This window comes from Amycolatopsis dendrobii (assembly GCF_014145675.1).
In the GTDB taxonomy this organism is placed as follows: domain Bacteria; phylum Actinomycetota; class Actinomycetes; order Mycobacteriales; family Pseudonocardiaceae; genus Amycolatopsis; species Amycolatopsis dendrobii.
Genome location: NZ_JACGZW010000001.1, coordinates 412,776 through 433,602 on the forward strand (window position 1 = coordinate 412,776; position 20,827 = coordinate 433,602).

The following is a 20,827-nucleotide window of genomic DNA, read 5'->3' on the forward strand; positions in this document are numbered from 1 at the left end:
GCCGGCGGGCCGGTGCGGTGGCGCGTACCTGGTCGAGCAGAACGACCTAGTGGGTCCTGCTTGTTTCGGGGTCGCGGTGCACCTTCAAGTTAAGTCAGCTGATTGACTTAGTTGGCGGCTTCGGCCATGCTCGGGGCGGTTGCCGGTCCGAGCAGGAGGTCGTGAATGCGCCAGAGCGACGCGGAGCAGGTGCCGCGGTTTCCCTTCGAGGCGCCGGGGGCGCTGGAGCCGCCGGTGGAGTGGGCGAAGCTGCGGGAGGGCTGTCCGGTCGCGAAGGTGCGGCTGGCCAGTGGGGACGAGGCGGCGCTGATCACTCGTTATGCGGATGTGAAGAGCGTGTTGTCGGATCGGCGGTTCACGCGTCCGACTCCGGCGGACGACGCGGCGCGGGTCGCCGATACCGAGAGCGGCGGCGTGTTCAACAGCGAGATGGCGACGGTGATGCCGCAGCACGGCGCGGCGCATCTGAACTGGCGGCGGATGGTCGGGAAGTGGTTCACCGCGAAGCGGATGAACGCGCTGCGGCCGGGGATCGCGGCGATGGCGGAGCAGTTGATCGGGGAGATGGTCGCGAAGGGCGGGCCGGCGGATCTGAAGGCGGGGCTGGCGTTTCCGCTGCCGGTGTGGGTCATCTGCGACATGCTCGGCGTCCCGGACTCCGATCGCGACCGGTTCGCGCACTGGTCCGACGTGATGCTCAGCATGACTCGCTACACGCAGGAAGAATTCGACGCCACGCAAGCCGAGTTCGGCGAGTACATGGGTGCGCATATCGCGGCGAAGCGCGCGGAGCCGGGCGAGGATCTGCTGAGCGCGCTGATCGCCGACACCGACGCCGAGGGCGAGCGCTGGTCGGATGCGTTGCTGACCGCGACCGGGATCGGGTTGCTGATCGCGGGGCACGAGACGACGGCGAACATGATCGCGAAGATGGTCGCGATGCTGCTGGCCGACCGCACGCGCTGGGAGCAGCTGGTCGCGGATCCGTCGCTGGTGCGCACGGCGGTGGAGGAGGCGTTGCGCTGGGACGCCAATGCGGGCGTGGGCATGTTGCGGTATCTCACCGAGGATTTCGAGGTCGCCGGGACGGTGCTGCCGAGCGGCACCACGGCGATGTGCAGCATGGCCGCGGCCAACCGCGACGAGACCGCGTTCGAGGCCGCCGCCGAGATGGACCTGCGCCGCAGCCCGAACCCGCACCTCGCGTTCGGCGTCGGTGCGCACGCCTGTCTGGGCCAGCCGTTGGCCCGCACCGAACTGCAAGTGGCGCTGGAGGTGCTGCTGCGGATGCTGCCGTCGCTGGAACTCGCGGTCCCGGCGGAGGAATTGCGCAGGATCGAGGGGCTGGCCGTGGGCGGGCTGCGGGAACTGCCCGTGCGATGGTGAGTTTCATGAACGAAGCCGTCGACAAGCCGTTGCGGGCGGAGCGAGCGCACGCGACCCGGGAGCTGATCCTGACTGCCGCGGAACGCCTGTTCGCCGAGCACGGGATTCTCGCGGTGTCCAACCGCCAGGTCAGCGAGGCTGCGGGGCAGGGCAACAACACCGCCGTCGGCTACCACTTCGGGACGAAGGCCGATCTGGTGCGGGCGATCGCGCGCAAGCACTCCGCTGCGGTCGAGGAGTTGCGGCAGCGGAGGCTGGCCGAGATCGGCGAGAGCGCGGAGTTGCGGGACTGGCTCGACTGCCTGGTGCGCCCGCTCGCCGAGCACCTGGCCGCGCTCGGCAGCCCGACCTGGTATGCCCGCTTCACCGAACAGGCGATGGCCGATCCGACGTTGCGGCCGATCGTGGTCGAGGAGTCGCTGTCGTCGCCGTCGCTGGCGCGGATCGTCGACGGCCTGCAGCAGCGGCTGCCCGACCTTCCGGCCGAAGCGGCCGCCGAACGCAGCGACATGACCCGCACCCTGCTGGTCCACCTCACCGCCGAACGCGAACGCGCGCTCGCCGAGAACACTTCCACCCCGCGGTCCGGTTGGAACGAAGCCGCCACTGGCCTGATCGACGCCTTGATCGGGCTGTGGCAGGCGCCGGTCACCGCGTCGCCGAACGAAAGGAAGAAACGCCGATGAAGGTCGCCGTGGACGAGGAACGGTGCTGCGGTGCGGGCACCTGCGTGCTGCTCGCGCCGGAGGTGTTCGACCAGCGCGAGGACGACGGCATCGTGCTCCTGCTCGACGAACACCCCGGCGAGGAACTGCACGCGACCGTCCGCGAAGCCGCCACCGTCTGCCCCGGAGCCGCGATCTCGGTGACCGAGAACGGGTGAATTGCCCGGCGTGGCGGGAGCGGCCGCGCCGGGCGCGCGCGGGCGGATGTCCACAATGGACGCGAGTTGAGGTCGGCGGGGCCGATTGCCCGGCTTGCCGTGCGATTCGGCCGGTTGGCCCGTTTCGCCGGACTGGGAGCGACTGGCGGAAGCACGACGGAAACATCCCGGTAACACCGCCCGGTTAGCTTCACCGTCCGGGCGACGAAACGAGGTGAGTCCGCGGGTGGTGGACACCGGAAGCACGGCGTGGCTGCTGGGCAGTGCGGCGCTGGTGATGCTGATGACGCCGGGGCTCGCGCTGTTCTACGGCGGGATGGTGCGCGCCCGGAGCGTGCTGAACGTGATGGCGATGACGTTCGTCTGCCTCGCGACGGTCGGCCTCGTCTGGGTGGCCTACGGGTACTCGCTCGCGTTCGGCTCCGACTGGTTCGGCGGGCTGCTCGGCACCTTGCGGCTGGCGGGGCTGCGCGGGGTCGCCGAACAGGCGGTCGGCCCGGCGGGCAACCAGGTGCCGCTGTTCGCGTTCGTCGCCTTCCAGATGATGTTCGCGATCATCACGGTGGCGCTGCTGGCGGGCGCGATCGCCGAACGGGCCAGGTTCTGGACCTGGACGGTGTTCTCCGTCGTGTGGGTCACCGTGGTCTACCTGCCGGTGGCGCACTGGGTCTTCGCCCCCGACGGGTGGATCGCCGCGCGGCTGCACGTGCTCGACTTCGCGGGCGGCACCGTCGTCGAGGTGAATTCCGGGGCGGCCGCGCTGGCGCTGGCGATCGTGCTCGGGCGCAGGCACGGCTGGCCGAAACAGGCCGTCCGGCCGCACAACCTGCCGTTCGTGATGTTCGGGGCCGGGCTGCTGTGGTTCGGCTGGTTCGGGTTCAACGCCGGGTCCGCGCTGGCCGCGAAGAACCTGGCGGCCACGTCGTTCCTCAACACCGCGGTCGCGGGGGCGGCCGCGGTGCTGGGCTGGCTGCTCGTCGAGCAGGTCCGCGACGGGAAGCCGACCACCCTCGGCGCCGCCTCCGGCGCGGTCGCCGGGCTGGTGGGAATCACCCCGGGCTGCGCGTACGTCGAACCGATCGGTGCGATCGCGATCGGAGCCGTGGCCGGCGTGGTGTGTTCGTTCGCGGTGGGGCTGAAGTACCGGTTCGGGTTCGACGACTCGCTCGACGTGGTCGCGGTGCACGGGCTCGGCGGGTTCGTGGGGACGCTGCTGATCGGCTTGTTCGCGACGGTGAGCGTGGATCCGCAAGGCGTGAACGGCCTGTTCTACGGCGGCGGGTTCGGCCAGCTGTGGCGCCAGTCCGCCGGAACCCTGGCGGTACTAGGGTATTCGCTGGCGACGACCTTCCTGATCGGCTGGGTCATGCACAAGTTCATGGGATTCCGGATCGACCGCGAGGCCGAGATCGACGGTGTCGACGAGGCCGAGCACGCCGAAGGCGCGTACGAGCTGGCAGTCCAGTCCGGCCGCCGGGGGAGCGCGCCCTTCGCGCCGGGATCGCACCGGCCGGCGCGCGAGGAGAACCGATGAAGCTGCTGACCGCCGTGGTCAAACCGTTCGTGCTGGACGACGTCCGGCTCGCGCTGCAGGAGCTCGGCGTCGCCGGGATGACGGTGACCGAGGTCCGCGGATACGGCAGGCAGAAGGGCCACACCGAGATCTACCGGGGCGCGGAGTACGAGGTCGATTTCCTCACGAAGTACCGGCTGGAGATCCTGCTCGACGACGACCAGGCCGACGCCGCGGTCCAAGCGGTGCGGGACGCCGCGCACACCGGCAAGATCGGCGACGGCAAGATCTGGGTCACGCCGGTGGAGACCGTCGTCCGCGTCCGCACCGGAGAACGCGGCCGCGACGCGTTGTAGGGCCGGTTTCCCCGCTGCGGGATTGAGGTCCGATGCCGCGAACTCAAGGCGGCGGGCCAGCCCGTGGCGCAGAGCGTGGTCGTCGGCGAGTGCGGCGGCTGATCGGGCATTCCGCGGGAATCAGGCTGGAGGAGCGGCCGGGTCCGCGCGTGCCGGACGGGGTTCGGCGTCCCCGGGTTCCGGGCCGAGCAGCCCGTCGGCGATCAAGCGGGCTAGCTGGCGTGCGGTGCGTTCCTGGGATTCCCGGGTGACCGGCGCGGGGCGGCCGAGGCGGTGGGCCAGGGGCAGTTGCACGAGGGCGGCGACCGGGCTGAGGACAGTGAAGAAGAGGACGTCCAGCGGCACCGCGGGGAGGCGGCCGGCGGCGGTGAGCCGTTCGACGGCGGGGACCAGCGGGCCGAGCGTCGGCTCCACATAGTTCCGGTAGAGGTAGTCCAGGCGTTCGGACTCCTGCCCGAATTCGTCGGCCAGCAGCCTGCCGAGCAGCGGTGCTTCCACGGCGGCCTGGTAGAGGTGCGCGATCATCGCGCGGACGCGCCGGGCGTCGTCCAGATCCGCGTCGAGCAGCGCGCGGCGGTCCCGCTGGTCGCCGGCCAGCAGCGCGTCCACGACCGCCCGCCAGAAGCTGGCTTTCGACCCGTAACGGTCGTTGATGAAGTTGTGGCTCACCCCGAGGCGTCTCGTGAGTTCTCGCGCCGTGGTCCGCTCGTAGCCGAGTTCGGCGAAGGTTTCCATGCCTCGCCGGAGGATCTCGGCCTCGTCCGGCACCGGGCGAGCTCCCGCGGCGGGACGGCCTGGCCCGCGCGCTGTCCCGGGTGTCGGTTTCCCTGCCGCCATGGCGTTCATTCTCCTCGCCGCCGCGGTTGCCCGGCGCCCGGCTTGACAGCGAGCGGAACAGGCTTAATCTGACAAGTGTCAGATTAAGCGTTGCCCGCGGAGGGAAGAACGATGGCGCAGCCGGCCCCGGACATCGAGGTCCCCGCACTGGCGGGCAAGCTCGCCGTCGTCACCGGCGCGAGCGACGGCGTCGGCCTCGGCCTGGCGACCCGGCTCGCGGCAGCGGGCGCGGAGGTCGTCCTGCCGGTCCGCAACCCGCGCAAGGGCGAGGCCGCGCTCGCGAAGATCCGCGGCGGGCATCCCGGGGCCGAGGTCTCCCTGCGCGAACTGGACCTGTCCTCGCTCGCGTCCGTCGCCGAACTGGCGGACCGGCTCGCCGAGGAGGGCAGGCCGATCCACCTGCTGGTGAACAACGCCGGGGTGATGACGCCGCCGGCGCGTCAGTCCACCAAGGACGGTTTCGAGCTGCAGTTCGGCACCAACCACCTCGGGCATTTCGCCCTTACGGCCCGGCTTTTCCCGCTGCTGCGCGCCGGCAAGGCCCGGGTGACCTCGCAGATCAGCATCGATGCCGACCGGCACGCGATCAACTGGGCCGACCTCCAGTGGGAACGGAAGTACGCCGGCAACCAGGCCTACAGCCAGTCGAAGATCGCGGTCGGCCTGTTCGGCCTCGAACTCGAGCGGCGCAGCCGGGCGGGCGGCTGGGGCGTCACGAGCAATCTTTCCCATCCCGGGGTGGCGGCGACGAATCTTCTCGCCGCGCGCCCGGAGGTCGGCCGGGGCCGGGCTACGGTGAAGGCGCGGCTCATCCGCGCGCTCTCCGCGCGCGGCATTCTGTTCGGGACGGCGGAAACCGCGTTGCTGCCCGCGCTTTGGGCCGCGACGTCTCCCGAGGCCGGAGGCGGTCGTCTTTACGGACCCGGCGGCCTCGGCCACCTGTCCGGGCCGCCGTCCGAGCAGAAACCGTACGCCCGCCTGCGCGACGTCGACGACGCTCGCCGGATCTGGGAAATCTCCGAAGAACTGGCCGGCGTGCGCTTTCCGGCGGTGCAGACCCGCGCGTCGGCGTGAGCCCCGAGGGAGGCCTGGCGTCCCCCGGGGCCCACCGCGCAGCCGGCGTCAGGAACGAGCCAGGTACTCCGCCGCGGCCCGCAGGCTCACGTACGAGCCGCTGAACGTGTCGATCCGCGGCGCGGCGCCGGCTTCCGGTCCGGGCACCCCGGTCTCGACCCGGATGTAGTCCACAGTGGACAGACCGGCCAGGAACTCCCGCACCGCCGGATGCCGGTGCGCTTCCCGGGTCGCCACCACGACGCTCTCCACCGACGCGGCCTCGGCCAAAACCGTCGAGACGTCATCAGGGGACACCGAGAGCGTCCGGGTGCCCGGAACCAGCTCCGCCAGATGCGCGCCCAGACCCCAAGGCATCGGCCCGGCGGCGATGCCCGGTTCGGTCTGCACGTCCACCACGAGCGACGGGCCCGTCAACCGCGGCGTGCCGGTGATCCGCAAGGCGGCCCGCGCGGCGGACAGGCCGAGCGAGCAGTCCACCGGCCGCACCGTCGCCGGAGCGGGGGAGGCGCCCAGCGAAGCGGTCCGGGCCGCGGCATCGGCCAGCCGCTCCAAGGAAAGCCGTCCCTCGGTCACCGCCCCGACGATCGCCTCGGCGGTCCGGTCCAGCGTCTCCGCGTCGAACGCGGCCCCGCCGAGGCACAGCGCGTCCGCACCGCCCAGGAGGGCGCGGACCGAGGCTTCGCCGATCCCGTCGTGCCGTCCGTACGCCCCGGAAATGGCGCCCATCTCCAACGCGTCGGTGATGACCGCGCCGGTGAACCCCAGTTCGCCGCGCAGCACGTCGACGAGCGCGGTCCGGTTGAACGTCGCCGGTTCCTCGCCCCATTCCCGCACGACGAGGTGCCCGGACATGACCGTCCGGACGCCCGCTTCGATCGCCGCGGCGAACGGGACGAGCTCCACCTCCCGAAGCTCCGCGGCGGTCCGCGGCAGCACCGGCAGCGAGAGGTGCGAATCCTCGGTCGCCGCACCGTGGCCGGGGAAGTGCTTCGCACAAGCGGCGACGCCGTACTTCTGCATGCCGGTCACGAACGCCGCCACGTGCGGCGAGGCCGCCGCCGGATCCGAGCCGAACGCCCGCACGCCGATGCCCGGATCCTCCGCCGCGAGCGTGAGATCCGCGCACGGCGCGAGGTTGACCGTGACCCCGCACGCCGCCAGCCGCTCGCCGAGAGCGGCCGCGACGGACGCGGTCAGCTCCGGATCCCCGGCCGCGCCCAGCGCGAGCGGGCCGGGCACGAACGAACCCTTGCCGACGTCGAGGCGGGTGACGTCGCCGCCCTCCTCGTCGATCCCGACGACCACGCCGTCCCGCTCGGACCGCAGCGCCGAGGTGAGCGCGGCGACCTGTTCGTCGTCGACCACGTTGCGGCCGAACAGGATCACGCCGCCGAGCCCCTCGGCGAGGCGGCGGCGCACCCAGTCCGGCGCGGTCGTGCCCGCGAACCCGGGCAGCAGAACGGCTTCGGCCAGTTCGCGGGGTTCAGCCACCGTCATCCCTTCACCGCGCCCGCGGTCATGCCGGACACGAGTTTCCGTTGCACGATCAGGAAGAAGATCACCGCGGGGATCGCGTAGATCACCGAAGCGGCCATGACACCGCCCCAGTCGATCGAGAACGCCGTCTTGAACGACGACAGCCACACCGGCAGCGTCTGCTTCGACTGGTCCCGCATGAACACCAGAGCGAACAGGAACTCGTTCCACGCGGTGATGAAGCTGAACACCGACGTGGTCACCAGGCCCGGCCCGAGCAGCGGCAGGGTGACCCGGCGGAACGCGCCGACCCGGCTGCACCCGTCGATCATCGCCGCCTCTTCGAGGTCGTACGGGATGCCGTTGACGAACCCGTAGAGCATCCACACGGTGAACGGCAGCGACGTCGCGAAGTACACCAGCAGCAGCGACGGCAGCGTGTTCAGCAGCCCGATGTCCCGCATCAGCAGGTACATCGGGATGAACAGCGCCGACAGCGGGGCCAGCTGCGCCACCAGGATCAGCAGCAGGAACCCCTTGCGGCCGCGGAAGCGGAAGCGTGCGAGCGGGATCGCCGCGAGCACGCCCACCACGAGCGCGGCCAGCACCGCGCCGAGCGTCACGATCAGGCTGTTGGTCAGGTACGTGACGAACCCGGGCTTGGTCAGCGCCGACGCGAAGTTCGACAGCGTCGCCGAGGTCGGGATCAGGTCGTACTTCGGCGACAGCACGTCGCCCGGCGTCTTCAGCGACGTGGTGAACATCCAGTACGTCGGGAAGAGGAACAGCAGCGCCACGAGAACGCCGGCGACCGACACCAGCACCCGGGCGGGCAGGGACTTCCTCATGCGATCTCCCCGTCCTTGGTCCGGACCAGCAGCTGCACGTACCGGCCGGTGACCAGCAGGAGCAGCACCAGCATGATGGTGGCGATGGCCGCGGCGGAGCCGAAGTGGCTGCCCGCGATGCCCTTGAGGTACTGCAGGATCGCCAGCGTCGTGCTCGCCCCGTCCGGGCCGCCCTGGCGGATGGCCCACACCTGGGCGAACATGTTGAAGTCCCACAGCATCGACAGGAACGTCACCATCGTCAGGATCGGCCGGATCGCGGGCCAGCTGACCGCGCGGAACGTCTGCCACGGCCCGGCCCCGTCGATGCCCGCCGCCTCGTACTGCTCGCGCGGCACGCCGATGAGGCCCGCGTAGAGCGTGAACGCGACGAACGGCACGGCCTGCCACAGCACCAGCAGCCCGATCACGACGAGGGTGCTCGTGCCGGTGGAGAACCACGAGTACCCGATGAACGAATGGAAGCCCAGCCGGTCCAGCGTCTTGTTGAGGATGCCGTACTGCTGGTCGAAGATCCACTGGAACACCGTGGTGGTGGCGATGACCGGCACCGCCCACGCCAGTACCAGGGAAACCTGCACGAAGATCCGCAGCACCGGGTGGAGGTGGCGCATCAGCACCGCGATCAGCAGCGCCACGAGCAGGGTCCCGGCGACGAGCGCGCCGGTGAAGAGGATCGTGCGGATCGCGACTGCCCAGAACTCGGGGTCGGACAGCACGTCGGCGTAGTTCTTGAAGCCGATCCACACCATCTTGCCGGTCACCAGCTCGCGCAGGTCGAGCTGGCGGAGGCTGATGCCGAGCATCTGGACGGTGGGCCAGCCGAGCAGCACCAGCACGGCGGCGAGCGCGGGGAGGATCAGCAGGTACGGCATGAGCCGTTCGCTGAACCAGCCGCTTCCTCGTTTCCGTGCCGCCCCGACGTGCGCCGATGCCGGCGGGGTCGCCCCCGCCGGCATCGGCTTGTCCTTCGTCGCGGTCATCCGCCGATGATCTTGTCGAGGGCTGTGTTCGCGTCGGCCGCGGCCTGGTCCAGGGGCTTCTTCCCGGTCAGGTAGGCGGTCAGCATGTCCTTCAGCGGGTTCTGGCCGGATTCGACCTCGCCCCACTTCGGGCTGGCCGGCATCGCGTGGCCGTTCTTCGACGCCTTCGCCATCACCGAGCCCAGCGGGTCCTTGTCGAGCGCGCTGAGGTCGGTGGAGGTGCCCGGCACGTAGCCGCCCGCGGCGAGCTGCGTCATGTACTTGGTGCTGGTGAGCAGCTTCAGGTAGTCCTTGGCGAGGTCCTGGTGCTTGCTGTTGAGCGGGACGACCAGGTTCGAGCCGCCGAGGAACACCGGGGCGGTCTGCCCGGCGGTCTTCGACGGGATCGGGAACGCGCCGGTCTTGGCGGTGATGCCCGGGTCGGTCTTGGCGGCGGTCGCCACCTCGTTCGGGGTGCCGATGAACATGGCGACCTTGCCCGCGGCGTAGATGCCCGCCTGCTGCGGCGTGGCCTCGTCGTTGTCCTTGGGCGCGGTGGTGCCGGAGGCGTCCACGAGCTTCTTGTAGAACTCGAGGCCCGCCTTGGCTTCCGGCGTGTTGAGCGACGACTTGAAGGACTTGCCCTCGGCCTTGGCGATGTCGCCGCCGTTGTCCCAGATGAACGACGACAGCGCGTACCAGTTCTGGCCCGGCATGTAGAGCGGCTGGAACTGCGGGTCGCTGCCGAACTTCGTCTTCAGCTTCGCGATGTCCGCGAGCCATTCGTCGTTGGAGGCAGGCGGCTGGGTGATGCCGGCCTGCTCGAACATGTCCTTGCGGTACATGACGACGCGGTTGGCGGCGTAGAACGGCACGCCGACGGTTTTGCCGTCGTACTGGCCGGACGCCTTGAGCCCGGCGAGCCACTGCCCGCCGTTGAGGTTGTTGACGTCGCCGGAGAGGTCGGCCAGCACGCCCTGCGCGGCGAACGCGGGCGTCTGGGTGTTGCCGACCTCGATGACGTCCGGCGGGGTGTCGCTCGCCAGCGCGGTGGTCAGCTTCTGCTGGATGCCGTTCCACTGCTGGATCTGGTAGTCGACCTTGACGCCGGGGTGGGCGGCCTCGAATTCCTTGTTCAGGGCGGCGGTCAGGCTGTCCGGCGCCGAGCCGGTCATGAGCCAGACCGTCAGCTTGCCGTCCTGCGCGCCCCCAGCGCTCGAGGCGTTCTCACTCCCGCCTGAGCCGGCGCAGCCGGCCGTGGCGAGCGTGATGGCGGCGGCTCCCGCCGCCAGCTTGAGCCAGCGCTTCACGTGTCTCGTCCTTTCGGTGCCCGGTCGTCGGCGACCGGGGCTGAATGACAAATGGTGTAGACCAATGTCCAGCAGGGTGGTCCGGACCACAGCCGGTGTCAAGCCGGTTGCCAAGATGTTGCGAAGACGTCTGCCTGGTTGACGCTGCGTGTCCGGGCCATTACCGGCGCTTAAGCGAAAAGTGCTGGTAGAAGGTGGTTTCCGCAGTGCGGGCAAGGGTTTCCGGCGCGGGGGAGTTGTTCGTGAACGGCTCGCCGGGCCGGGCGTGTCGCGTGCCGCGGGCGTGTCCCGGAACAGTTCCGGGCGCACGACCTTCGGCCCTTGCGCGCGGACGGGACTTCGGCTCCGGGACAACCGCTGTCCGGTCCGGACGGTGCTCCCGGCGTGCGTGATCACCCGCTGCGATGGGTGGCGGTCCTGCCGCCCGCAGTGACCCGGGGTGGGTGAGTTTCATTCCGGCGCGGACGGTGCGTACCGCCGGTGACCTCGGAAAACCTCTTGTGTACCACGCGTCACATCACTCCCAGTGGTTTACAGGCGTCCCGCGTGTCACACACACTGGGGCTCGCCCAGGTGATCCGGTGCCGCTCTTGGGGAAGAGAGGCGGACGGCCGGAGCGCTCCCAGGGCGGGAAAAGAAGAGGGAGTAGAGGATGACGGGCTCCGGGCGGATAGCGGCTCGGGCGGGTGCGGTCGTCGCGGCGGCAGCGGTGGCTGCCGCCGGTGCGCTGGGGCTGCTGCACGCGCCCCAGGCGGCGGCAGCGCCTGCCGAGGTGCCGGGCATGGACGTGTCCGGGCACCAGGGCAATGTGGACTGGAAGGCGGCCTGGAACGCCGGCGCGCGTTTCGCGTACGTCAAGGCGACCGAGGGCACCGGGTATCGCAACCCGTACTTCGCGCAGCAGTACAACGGCTCTTACGACGTCGGGATGATCCGCGGCGCGTACCACTTCGCGCGGCCGGACGTGTCCGACGGCGCGACGCAGGCGGACTACTTCGTCGCGCACGGCGGCGGCTGGTCCGCGGACGGCCGCACGATGCCGCCGATGCTCGACATCGAATACAACCCGTACGGCTCGACCTGCTTCGGCCTTTCGCAGTCGGCGATGGTGTCGTGGGTGAAGTCGTTCTCCGAACGGCTGCACGCGAAGACGTCGCGCTGGCCGATGCTCTACACCACGACCGACTGGTGGAAGACCTGCACCGGGAACTCGGCGGCGTTCGGCGACACGCATCCGCTGTTCATCGCCCGCTACGCGCAGAGCGCGGGACCGCTGCCCTCGGGCTGGCGCTACTACACGATCTGGCAGTACTCCGACTCCGGCAACAAGCCCGGCGACCAGGACTCGTTCAACGGCTCGATGGCACAGCTGGTCAAGCTGGCCGGCGGCGAGGCCCCGAAGAGCGAGGCGCCGGCTCCGCCGAAGCCGACCACCTCGACGAAACCGCCGACGTCGGCCAAGCCGACCACGAGCGCGCCGCCGACCTCCTCGGCGACCAAGACGCCGACCAGTTCGGCCACCGCGTCGCCTTCGCCGAGCACCACGACGAAGACGAGCCCGAGGACGTCGGGCAGCCCGACGTCCTCGGCGACGAAACCGCCCGCGTCCACCTCGTCGACGGCGGCGAAGAAGGACATCAGCGGTCTCGTCTGGGCGGGCGGCAAGCAGGCGAACCCGCCGGGGTCGCTGTCGGACGCCAAGCACGCCGACTCGCTCACCGCCCGCGTCCACGAGGTCGCGAAGGTGACGCCGAAGGCTTCGGCCCCGCAGCAGGCCACGACCAGCCAGCCGGCGCGGACCTCCGCGCCGGAAGCCGGCCAGCCCAAGCAGCAGGCACTGGCGAAGACCGGCGTGAGCACGCCCCGGCTCGCCGTGTTCGGTGCGGCGCTGCTGGTGTTCGGGGCGATCCTGATGACGCTGTCCCGAATGGTCGCCCGGCGCTGATTCCGGCCGGGTCCGCGACTGCGCGCACGGAGCGCGGGCCCGGCCGTTAGGCTTCCGGCGTGACCACCACTCGACCCGAATTGCGCGGTTTCCCCGGCGCGGTGCTCGTCATCCGCTTCCTGACCGAACTGGCGCTGCTCGCCGGTCTCGCGGTCGCCGGCGCGCGGCTCGGCGGGAACGTGTTCCTCGACATCCTGTCCGCGGTGCTGTGGCCCGCGCTGGCAGGAGCGATCTGGTGGCTCGTGATCGCGCCGAAGGCCAAGCGGCGCAGTCCGGAGCCGACCCGGTTCTTCCTGGAAGCCGGGCTGTTCGCGGTGGCCGCGCTCGGGTTGATCGCGTCCGGCCTGCTGGTCGCGGGGATCGTGCTCGGCGTCGCCGGGATCGCGGTCGCGGTGGCCGTGCGGGTGTGGGCGAAGGACGGCTGAGCGGATTTCCCGAGCCGGGACCGGTCCCGGCTGTCGCTCAGTACGGTGCGCGCATGGAATTTCGCACTGCCGCCCGGACGGTGTTCGCGCCGGTCGCGCTGCTCGCTGTACTGACCGCGTGCTCGGGCAGTCCCGCCCCGGCTCCCGCGCCGAACCCGGCGCCGTCGTCCTCCGCCGCGCCGGCCAAGGAACAGGTGCCTGATCGGCAGCCGCACACGCTCGTGCTGAACGCGACCGGTTCCGGCTCCCTGAAACAGGTCACCTACACCTTGGACGGCGCCACCAAGGAAACCGGGCAGGTCAAGATGCCGTGGCGCCAGTCGCTCACCGTGCCCGCGGACGGGAAACCGCACCAGTGGACGCTGGAGATCACCTATTCCGGCGCGAGCGGCCAGGTGGAGATGTATTCCGTCGTGGACGGCAAGGAATCCGCGCACACCGCGAGCGGCGGGCGCGGCAACGTCACCGGGTCGGCCTCGATCGGCGGTTCCGTCGCGGGCTGAGCGCTCAGGACGGGCCGGAGTCGTGGTTCCACCAGTCGACCATCGCGAACGGGGAGGCGCCGCGGTGCGCGACCGCGAGGATCCCCGACTGGTCGTCCGTCCACTTGAGATAGCGCTCGCCGCTGGGTTCGAGGGTCGCGCAGGCGAGCCGCCCGGTGCGGCCGCCGCGCGAGTAGGGGCGGTCGGCGGCGAAATCGGGCGGCTGGTCGGTGCACGCCTTTTCGGTGGTCTGCGTGCTGTTGAAGACCTGGTTCATCGTGGCGGCGTCGGGCAGCTGGTAGTAGACGGCCAATCCGGCGCCGCTCGTCTGTCCGCACGCGACAGCGGCATCGGCCTGCACCGCGCCGAGGTCTTGCCAGCGCTGGTCCGCGGACGGGCGCACGCAGTTGATCCGCGAAGCGGGCGGGATCCGTTGCAGCAGCTCGTTTTCCGCTGGGGTCGGAAACGCGGGGGAGGCCTCGCGGTTGACCTGCGCGACGATCCGGCTGAGCGGCGCGAGGTGCCATTCGGTCCACCAGTTTCCGACGAACACGGGACCGGGGCCGGTGACGTGGCCGACGACGTGGAAGGAATCGAGGCTCCAGTCGATCGCGACGGTGCCTTCCTTGCCGGGACGGCAGAGCACCTGCCCGAGGTCGACGCTCAGCCAGTCGAACCGGGTGGTGCCCGGCGACGCGCCCGGGCAAGGTGTCCCGCTCGGCGCCTTCGCGGCGGTGACGAGACCGTCGAAGCTGGTGCGCAGGGTCTGGGTGTCGGCGAAACGGTAGTAGGACACGTCGCGCGCGCCGGTGCCGCGTGGTGTGCAGGTGATTCCGGCGATGGCGCCGGGGTAGTCGCCGAGATCGGCCGGCGTCGCGCGGCGGCACTTGTTTCCGGCGGCGATCTCGGCGAGGCCTTTCTCGTCCGGGGTGGGGAACGCGGGCGCTCCGGTCCAGCTGACCCACGCGGCGCGCAAAGCCGCGTCGTCGCTCGCCGGTGCGGTGGCGGTGGTGACGGAGCGGGCGGCGTCGTCCGTCCAGACCACAATGGACCGTCCGGTGCCGACACCGCAGAACACCCGGCCCAGAGCGGGACCGGTCGCCGGGTAACGGTGTTCGGCCCACGAGGCGACGGCGCAGTCTCCTCGCTCGGTTGATGCGCCGAGACGCGGCAAGGCGGAGTAGGCGTCGGCCGCTTGCTTCGGGTCGGCGTACAGCGCGGTCGTCGCGGCGCGACCGGACGGGTCGTGACAGGTGACGGTCGCGGTCGCGCCGCGGACCGGCGTGTCCGCGGTCGCGCAGTCGGCCCGCAAGGCGGCGGGTATCCGGGCGAGAGTGGCGTCGTCGACGCCGGACAGGCCTCCGGTGGTCAGCGAGGCGACGAGCAGCCCGGCGGCCGCGACCGCCGGGACTCCCGCGCGCAGCGTCCGCCGGCGCCGGGTGTTCCGGCGCTGGGCGGCGATCAGCTCCTCGATCAGCGCGGTGCAGGTCGGATGCCGGGCTTCCGGATCCGTGCTGAGCGACCGGCGGAGCGCCCGGACGCCGGGGTGGCCGGGTTCGGCGTGGTGGCCCGGGGGAGCACCGGCCAGGCATTCGCAGAGCACGCAGGCGAGCGAATAAACATCGGCCGCGGATCCGGCCGGTTTGCCCTGGCGCTGCTCCGGCGCGGCGTAGCCGACCGTGCCGAGGAACGCCCCGGTCGCGGTGAGCTGCGTGAGGTCGAGCCGGCGGGCGATGCCGAAGTCGCACAGGTACGCGCGGCCGTCGGCGTCGAGCAGGATGTTGCCGGGTTTGACGTCCCGGTGCACGAGCCGCCGTTCGTGCGCCGCGTCGAGGGCGGCGGCGATCTCGCGTCCGATCCCGACAGTCTCCTTGAACGACAGCGGACCCCGCTCGGCCAGCAGCCGCGCGAGGTTCGTGCCCCGCACGTACTCCATCGCGAGGTAGCCGAGGCAGCCGTCTTCGGTGAACCCGGCGTCCCGCACCGGGACGACGTTCGGATGCCCGAGCTCGCGCGCGATCCGGGTTTCGCGCTCGAACCGGGTGCGGAACCCGGGCACCGCCATGAACTCCGGGCCGACGACCTTGAGCGCGACCGCGCGCCCGTCCGCCGTGTCGACCGCCTCGAAGACCTCGCTCATCCTGGTGCGCGCGAGCTGGCGGACGAGCCGGTACCGGGGCAGCCTGCCGGTGATGTCCGGCCGGTCGAGCGTCGGTGCTTCGGTCTCGTCCACGCGTCCCTCCCCAGGCGGTGCCGGAAAGCCTACCGAGAGCGGCGCAGGGTCCTGCTTGCGCGCGCCGCGCCGGTGGATGAGACTCCCGCTATGCCGAGCCCGTTCAGCGCCGAAACGGCGGAAGCGATCCAGCACGCCCGCCAGCATTCCGTCGGGGATCTCCTGCGCCGCACCGCGTTGCGCCTGCCGGACAAGCTCGCGATCGTCTCCGGCGACCGGCGCGCGACCTACCGCGAGTTCGACGCGGCGGTCAACCGCTGTGCGCACCGGCTCGCCGAACGCGGCCTCGCGAAGGGCGACCGGCTCGCCCTGCTCAGCCGCAACTGCTGGGAGTACGCGGTGCTGGTCTTCGCCACGGCCAAGCTGGGCGTGGTGCTGGTGCCGGTGAACTTCATGCTCGGCGCGGAGGAGGTCGCGTTCATCCTCGGCCACGCCGGGGTGTCCGGGCTGATCGCCGAGGACGCGTTGCTCGACACCGCGGCGGAGGCGGTGAAGCGCTCCGGCCGCCCCGACGTCCTGCGCGCCCGGATCGGCGGCAGCGGCGGCGAATGGGAGAGCGTCGCGGACTGGATCGACCAGCCCGGCGACGAAACCGCCCCCGCGGTTCTGGTGGAAGACGACGACCCGCTGCGGCTGATGTACACCTCCGGCACCGAATCGCGGCCGAAGGGCGTGCTGCTGTCGAGCCGGTCGCTGATCGCGCAATACGTCTCGTGCGCGATCGACGGCAGCATGACCGGCGACGACATCGAGGTGCATTCGCTGCCGCTCTACCACTGCGCGCAGCTGGACTGTTTCCTGTCGGTCGACGTCTACCTCGGCGCGACGAGCGTGATCCTGCCCGGCCCGGACCCGGCGGCGCTGCTGGCCGCGGTGGAACGGGAACGCGCGACGAAACTGTTCGCGCCGCCGACGGTGTGGATCTCGCTGCTGCGCCACCCGGCCTTCGACACGACGGACCTGTCGAGCCTGCGGAAGGGCTACTACGGCGCGTCGCCGATGCCCGCCGAAGTGCTGCGCGAACTCGCGCGCCGCCTGCCGGACGTGCAGTTGTGGAACTTCTACGGCCAGACCGAAATGGCCCCGCTCGCCACGATCCTGCGCCCGCACGAGCAACTCGCCAAAGCGGGTTCGGCGGGCCGGGCGTCGATCAACGTCGAAACCCGGATCGTGGACGAGGACGGCCGCGAGCTGCCGCCCGGCGAGGTCGGGGAGATCGTGCACCGCAGTCCGCACGCGACGCTCGGCTACTACGAGGACGAGGAGAAAACCGCCGCGGCCTTCGAAGGCGGCTGGTTCCATTCGGGCGACCTCGGAGTGCTGGACGAAGAGGGCTATCTCTCGGTGGTGGACCGGAAAAAGGACATGATCAAGACCGGCGGCGAGAACGTCGCGAGCCGCGAGGTCGAGGAAGCCCTGTACCTGCTGGACGGGATCGCCGAGGTGGCGGTGTTCGGAGTCGCGCATCCGCACTGGATCGAGGCGGTCGCCGCGGCGGTCGTCCCGCGCGAGGGCGTCACGCTCACCGAGGACGAGGTGCTGGCGCATGCCCGCGAGCATTTGGCCGGGTACAAGTGCCCGAAGTACGTGGTGTTCGTGGACGCGCTGCCGAAGAACCCGAGCGGGAAGATCGTCAAGCGGGCGCTGCGGGAGGGGCACGCCGGACTGGCGCAGGGCTGAGGTCCGGCCGCGAAAACGAGCTGTGCGCCCGGCTCTGGGCAGGAAGACTGGGCCGATGACCCGTCTCGTCGAGCCGCCTCGTCTTGTCCTGCCCACGGTCGAGGTGGGCACGTCGTACCTTGTCGGCGAACAGGCGGACTGCCGGTGCGAAGGCCGCCCCACCGACTGGCTCGACGCGGCGAGCGTCGGCTTCGCCGGGTTCGTCGCCGCGCGGCGCGAGGTGCAGCCGCGCTGGGGAGTGCCTTCCACTCTCTTCTGGTACGTCTCCGGCGAGTACTGCCTGGGCGCCTTGGTCGTCCGGCACGAGCTCACGGCCGAACTCGCCGAAGCGGGCGGCCGCATCGGGTACCACGTGGTGTCGCCGTGGCGCGGGCAGGGCCATGCCACGCGGATGCTGACGGCCGGGCTCACGGAGTGCCGCCGGCTCGGGCTCGAGCGCGTGCTGCTGACCTGCGAGGCGGACAACGAGCGTTCGCGCCGGGCGATCTTGTCGAACGGCGGGGTGCCGGACGGCCGCAGGCGCGGCGAGGACCGGTTCTGGATCGAGCTCGACTCGGACGCTGCCGCGTAGCCCCGGCGTCGGACAACGGGACGTCGCGAGCGCGTCAGGTGCGCAGGTACCGCCGCGCGACCGCGGCGTTGTAGCGGTCGAGCAATCCGGCGAAAGCGCGGACCTCGTCCGGTGTCCAGTCGTCCAGCAGGTCGCCGACCGACGACCGGCGCCGTGCGCGGGTCAGGTGCATGAGCTCGCGACCTCGTTCGGTCGGGGTGATCACGCAGCGGCGGCGGTCTTCGCTGGCCTGGCTGCGGGCGACGAGGTCCTTGCCGAGCAGGGCCGACACCTGCCGTCCGGCGGTGGACGGGTCCAGGCCCAGCGCGCCGGCGAGCGTGCCGATGCCGGACGGGCCCAGGTCGTCCAGGGTGCGCAGGATCAGGTATTCCGCCTGGTCCAGTTCGGCGTAGACGTCCGTGCGGCGGCGCAGCAGCTCGAAGTTGCGCACCAGCACCGCGGTGGCGCGTTCCAGCACGTCGAGCGCCTCGCTGGTCTGCTCCATGCCCGGGTCCTCCGATGAGCCGAAGAAGCGTAGCGGAATTACCGGTATCATACCGATGATTGACGCGACCGGGTCGGAAGGCGGGTGGATGCTGTCCAGGGGCACGGAGATCCGGGACCGCGTCGTCTCGTCGGATCCGGGGCTGAGCAGGCTGCGCTCAGCGCTCGCGGCGACTGTCTCGATGGCCACCGCGCTCGGCGTGGAGTACCTGCTGGCCCTCCTCACCGGCGCGGACGCGAAGGGCGCGCTGGTCGGGATGCTGCTCGGCGCGGTGGTGGCGATGATGGGGTCGATGGCCCTGGGCGACGCGGGCTCGTGGGCGAAGGTCAAGACCGCGGTGTTCTTCCCGGTCGCGTTCGCCGCCGGGATGGCTCCGGGCGCGGCGGTCGGCTCGCATCCGGATCTGATGCTCGTCGTCTTCGTCGCGGTGATGTTCCTCGCGGTGTTCGTCCGCCGTTTCGGGCCGGTGTTCTTCTTCTACGGCTTCATGGCCTGGATGGGCTACTTCTTCGCGTCCTTCCTGCACGCGACGATGGAGGCGCTGCCCGCGCTCTTGCTGGCCGTCACGGTCGCGTCCGCGTGGGTGCTGCTGCTTTCGCTGACCTTGCTGCGCAGCAACCCGAAACGCACCCTCGGCCAGGTGGTCCGCTCATTCGACGCGCGCGGCCGGTCGCTCGCCCGCGCCTGCGCCGACCTGCTGGCCAACCGGGACCCGCGCCAGGAAACCCGGCTGCGGCGGCGAGTTCAGGCGAAGCAGGCGAGGATCGCCGAAGCGGCGTTGATGATCGAAGCGTGGTCGGCGGAACCCGGGGCGGTCCCGGCCGGGTTTTCCGCGGCGGCGCTCCGCCGGGCGATGGTCGACGCGCATCACCTGCTGGACCAGTTGGCCACCGCCGCGGGTGCACTCGTCGACAGCGGGTCCGGGCTCGCTGTGCCCGCCGCTGAGGTGGCGGATCGGCTGGCGCGGCACGACGACCGGGGTGCGGCCGAGGTCGCGTATCGGCTGGCGGCGCTGGCCGAACGGGCTGGGGGAACGGCGGGCGGCTGGTGGCCGGCGCGGCACTTCGCGGCGGCCGCGCTGGAAATCGCGCCGGTGCTGGAGCGCGCGCGGAAGCCGGGAGCCGTCGGCTCCGAACCGGTCGACGATTTCGAACCGGCGGTGGGGCTCGTCTTCGGCGCGTTGCCGGGTTCGGCCGCCGCCGCGGGAGATGTCCCGGCCCGGCACGCGCGCTGGAACCCGTTGTCCCGCATGGACTTCGTCTCCCGGCAGGCAGTGCAGGGCGCGATCGCGGGCACGCTGGCGATCCTGGCCGGGAAACAGCTGTCGGACGCTCGCTACTACTGGGCGGTGCTTGCCGCGTTCATCATGTTCACCGGCACGGCCACGCGCACCGAAACCTTCCTCAAGGGCTTCAACCGGGTGCTCGGCACGCTGGTCGGGCTGGCCGCGTCGATCGGCCTGGCCGAACTGACCGCGGGCAGCACCGCCGCGGTGCTCGCGGTGATCTGCGGGAGCATGTTCCTCGGCTTCTACCTGATCCGGCTTTCGTATGCGTACATGATCTTCTTCGTCACGATCATGGTCGGCCAGCTCTACAGCGTGCTGCACGAGTTCTCGCCCGGGCTGCTTTTCCTTCGGCTGGAAGAGACCGCGATCGGCGCGGCGGTCGGCCTGCTGGTGGCGGTGCTCGTCACCCCACTGTCCACCCGCGACACGGTGCGAACCGCGCGCGACAACCTGCTCGCCGCACTGCGAGAACTGCTGAAGGCGTCAGCCGCACGGCTGGAACGCCAGCACTCCGACCCGCCGCCGGACTTCGACGCGCTCGCCCGGGCCCTGGACCACCGGCTGTACCAGCTCGCGCTGGTCGCGCGGCCGCTCACCCGCCCGGTGCTGGGCGGCACCACCTCGCCGCGGCTGCGGCACCGGTTGTCGCTCTACGCCGCGCTGACGACGCACGGCCGCGCGCTCGCCGTCGCGATGCGGATGCCACCGGGTTCGTGCGCCCGGCACCCGGACGGCCCGGCCGCGGCGTGCGCGGCGCTGGCCGAAGCGGTCGAGGAACTCTCCCTGGCGCCGCCGGGCACCGGCCGGACGGGCGCCGAGGGCCCGCTGGCCCGTGCGGACCTCGCGTTGTTCGCTTACACCCCAGCCGCTCCCGGCGACCGGGCGAACGATCCGGCACTGCGCGCGTTGAGCCACCTGTACCACGTGCTGTGCGATCTCGCGGCGACCGGTCCGGCGGGCCCGCGCCGGCTGCCTGCCCTTCCCGCGCCGACGGTGCCGCGGCTGTATCGGCAGGTCCGCGCGGGCGTCCCGGGGGAGCGTTCGGCCGGCTGACCACCCGGCCCGGGCGGC

Annotated in this window: 19 protein-coding genes; 12 read left to right on the forward strand and 7 right to left on the reverse strand. The window is 71.2% G+C overall.

Going from position 1 to position 20,827, the window contains the following annotated elements; genetic code table 11:
- Nucleotides 1-165 precede the first annotated feature (165 nt).
- The 5 genes from H4281_RS01825 (at nt 166) to H4281_RS01845 (ending at nt 4,138) form a co-directional block, all read left to right on the forward strand.
- Complete coding sequence (locus H4281_RS01825; RefSeq protein ID WP_182889092.1) at nt 166-1,386, forward strand: cytochrome P450; 1,221 nt, start codon at nt 166-168, stop codon at nt 1,384-1,386.
- A 5-nt stretch (nt 1,387-1,391) separates the two neighbouring features.
- Nucleotides 1,392-2,072, forward strand: a complete 681-nt coding sequence (locus tag H4281_RS01830) for a TetR/AcrR family transcriptional regulator (protein WP_182889093.1) — start codon at nt 1,392-1,394, stop codon at nt 2,070-2,072.
- Nucleotides 2,069-2,269 carry a ferredoxin gene (locus H4281_RS01835; protein ID WP_182889094.1) on the forward strand — a complete coding sequence of 67 codons (201 nt, stop codon included), beginning with the start codon at nt 2,069-2,071 and terminating at the stop codon, nt 2,267-2,269. The genes H4281_RS01830 and H4281_RS01835 overlap by 4 nt, the downstream gene beginning before the upstream one ends.
- A gap of 226 nt (nt 2,270-2,495) precedes the next feature.
- Nucleotides 2,496-3,803, forward strand: coding sequence for an ammonium transporter (locus H4281_RS01840; RefSeq protein ID WP_182889095.1), 1,308 nt, complete (start codon nt 2,496-2,498; stop codon nt 3,801-3,803).
- Nucleotides 3,800-4,138 carry a P-II family nitrogen regulator gene (locus H4281_RS01845; protein WP_182889096.1) on the forward strand — a complete coding sequence of 113 codons (339 nt, stop codon included), beginning with the start codon at nt 3,800-3,802 and terminating at the stop codon, nt 4,136-4,138. The genes H4281_RS01840 and H4281_RS01845 overlap by 4 nt, the downstream gene beginning before the upstream one ends.
- Nucleotides 4,139-4,258: 120 nt before the next feature.
- Here the strand turns inward: H4281_RS01845 and H4281_RS01850 are convergent, their stop codons facing one another.
- Complete coding sequence (locus tag H4281_RS01850; protein ID WP_220506583.1) at nt 4,259-4,906, reverse strand: TetR/AcrR family transcriptional regulator; 648 nt, start codon at nt 4,904-4,906, stop codon at nt 4,259-4,261.
- A 180-nt stretch (nt 4,907-5,086) separates the two neighbouring features.
- Here H4281_RS01850 and H4281_RS01855 point away from each other — a divergent pair, with 180 nt between their 5' ends.
- Nucleotides 5,087-6,049 (forward strand): SDR family oxidoreductase, encoded by a 963-nt coding sequence (locus H4281_RS01855; protein WP_182889098.1) that lies wholly within the window; start codon nt 5,087-5,089, stop codon nt 6,047-6,049.
- Between the two features lie 48 nt (nt 6,050-6,097).
- Here the strand turns inward: H4281_RS01855 and H4281_RS01860 are convergent, their stop codons facing one another.
- Genes H4281_RS01860 through H4281_RS01875 form a run of 4 tightly spaced genes read right to left on the reverse strand, consistent with a single transcriptional unit; the run spans nt 6,098 to nt 10,648 of the window.
- Nucleotides 6,098-7,543: a glycoside hydrolase family 3 protein gene (locus H4281_RS01860; protein ID WP_446680378.1), complete on the reverse strand. Its 1,446-nt coding sequence runs from the start codon at nt 7,541-7,543 to the stop codon at nt 6,098-6,100.
- Between the two features lie 2 nt (nt 7,544-7,545).
- Complete coding sequence (locus H4281_RS01865) at nt 7,546-8,376, reverse strand: carbohydrate ABC transporter permease (RefSeq protein WP_182889100.1); 831 nt, start codon at nt 8,374-8,376, stop codon at nt 7,546-7,548.
- Nucleotides 8,373-9,359, reverse strand: a complete 987-nt coding sequence (locus H4281_RS01870; protein ID WP_182889101.1) for a carbohydrate ABC transporter permease — start codon at nt 9,357-9,359, stop codon at nt 8,373-8,375. Before H4281_RS01870 ends, H4281_RS01865 begins: the two co-directional genes overlap by 4 nt.
- Nucleotides 9,356-10,648, reverse strand: a complete 1,293-nt coding sequence (locus H4281_RS01875) for a sugar ABC transporter substrate-binding protein (protein WP_182889102.1) — start codon at nt 10,646-10,648, stop codon at nt 9,356-9,358. The genes H4281_RS01870 and H4281_RS01875 overlap by 4 nt, the downstream gene beginning before the upstream one ends.
- 652 nt (nt 10,649-11,300) lie before the next feature.
- On the opposite strand from H4281_RS01875, the gene H4281_RS46505 reads away from it, so the two are divergent.
- The 3 genes from H4281_RS46505 to H4281_RS01890 are packed head-to-tail and all read left to right on the forward strand — an operon-like array spanning nt 11,301 to nt 13,521.
- Nucleotides 11,301-12,593, forward strand: coding sequence for a GH25 family lysozyme (locus H4281_RS46505; protein WP_182889103.1), 1,293 nt, complete (start codon nt 11,301-11,303; stop codon nt 12,591-12,593).
- A 59-nt stretch (nt 12,594-12,652) separates the two neighbouring features.
- Complete coding sequence (locus tag H4281_RS01885) at nt 12,653-13,018, forward strand: YrdB family protein (RefSeq protein WP_182889104.1); 366 nt, start codon at nt 12,653-12,655, stop codon at nt 13,016-13,018.
- Between the two features lie 53 nt (nt 13,019-13,071).
- On the forward strand, nt 13,072-13,521 hold the full coding sequence (locus H4281_RS01890) for a hypothetical protein (protein ID WP_182889105.1): 450 nt from the start codon (nt 13,072-13,074) through the stop codon (nt 13,519-13,521).
- A gap of 4 nt (nt 13,522-13,525) precedes the next feature.
- Here H4281_RS01890 and H4281_RS01895 read toward each other — a convergent pair whose 3' ends face one another.
- Nucleotides 13,526-15,733, reverse strand: a complete 2,208-nt coding sequence (locus tag H4281_RS01895; RefSeq protein WP_220506585.1) for a serine/threonine-protein kinase — start codon at nt 15,731-15,733, stop codon at nt 13,526-13,528.
- 90 nt (nt 15,734-15,823) lie between these two features.
- On the opposite strand from H4281_RS01895, the gene H4281_RS01900 reads away from it, so the two are divergent.
- Together H4281_RS01900 and H4281_RS01905 are read left to right on the forward strand one after the other, a co-directional pair.
- Nucleotides 15,824-17,413, forward strand: coding sequence for an acyl-CoA synthetase (locus H4281_RS01900; protein ID WP_182889107.1), 1,590 nt, complete (start codon nt 15,824-15,826; stop codon nt 17,411-17,413).
- A gap of 55 nt (nt 17,414-17,468) precedes the next feature.
- Nucleotides 17,469-17,984 (forward strand): GNAT family N-acetyltransferase, encoded by a 516-nt coding sequence (locus tag H4281_RS01905; protein WP_182889108.1) that lies wholly within the window; start codon nt 17,469-17,471, stop codon nt 17,982-17,984.
- A gap of 34 nt (nt 17,985-18,018) precedes the next feature.
- On the opposite strand, the gene H4281_RS01910 is transcribed toward H4281_RS01905, so the two are convergent.
- Nucleotides 18,019-18,468 (reverse strand): MarR family winged helix-turn-helix transcriptional regulator, encoded by a 450-nt coding sequence (locus H4281_RS01910; RefSeq protein ID WP_182889109.1) that lies wholly within the window; start codon nt 18,466-18,468, stop codon nt 18,019-18,021.
- Between the two features lie 55 nt (nt 18,469-18,523).
- Here H4281_RS01910 and H4281_RS01915 point away from each other — a divergent pair, with 55 nt between their 5' ends.
- Entirely contained in the window at nt 18,524-20,809 is a 2,286-nt protein-coding gene (locus H4281_RS01915; RefSeq protein ID WP_182889110.1) for an FUSC family protein, read from the forward strand.
- Nucleotides 20,810-20,827 lie beyond the last annotated feature (18 nt).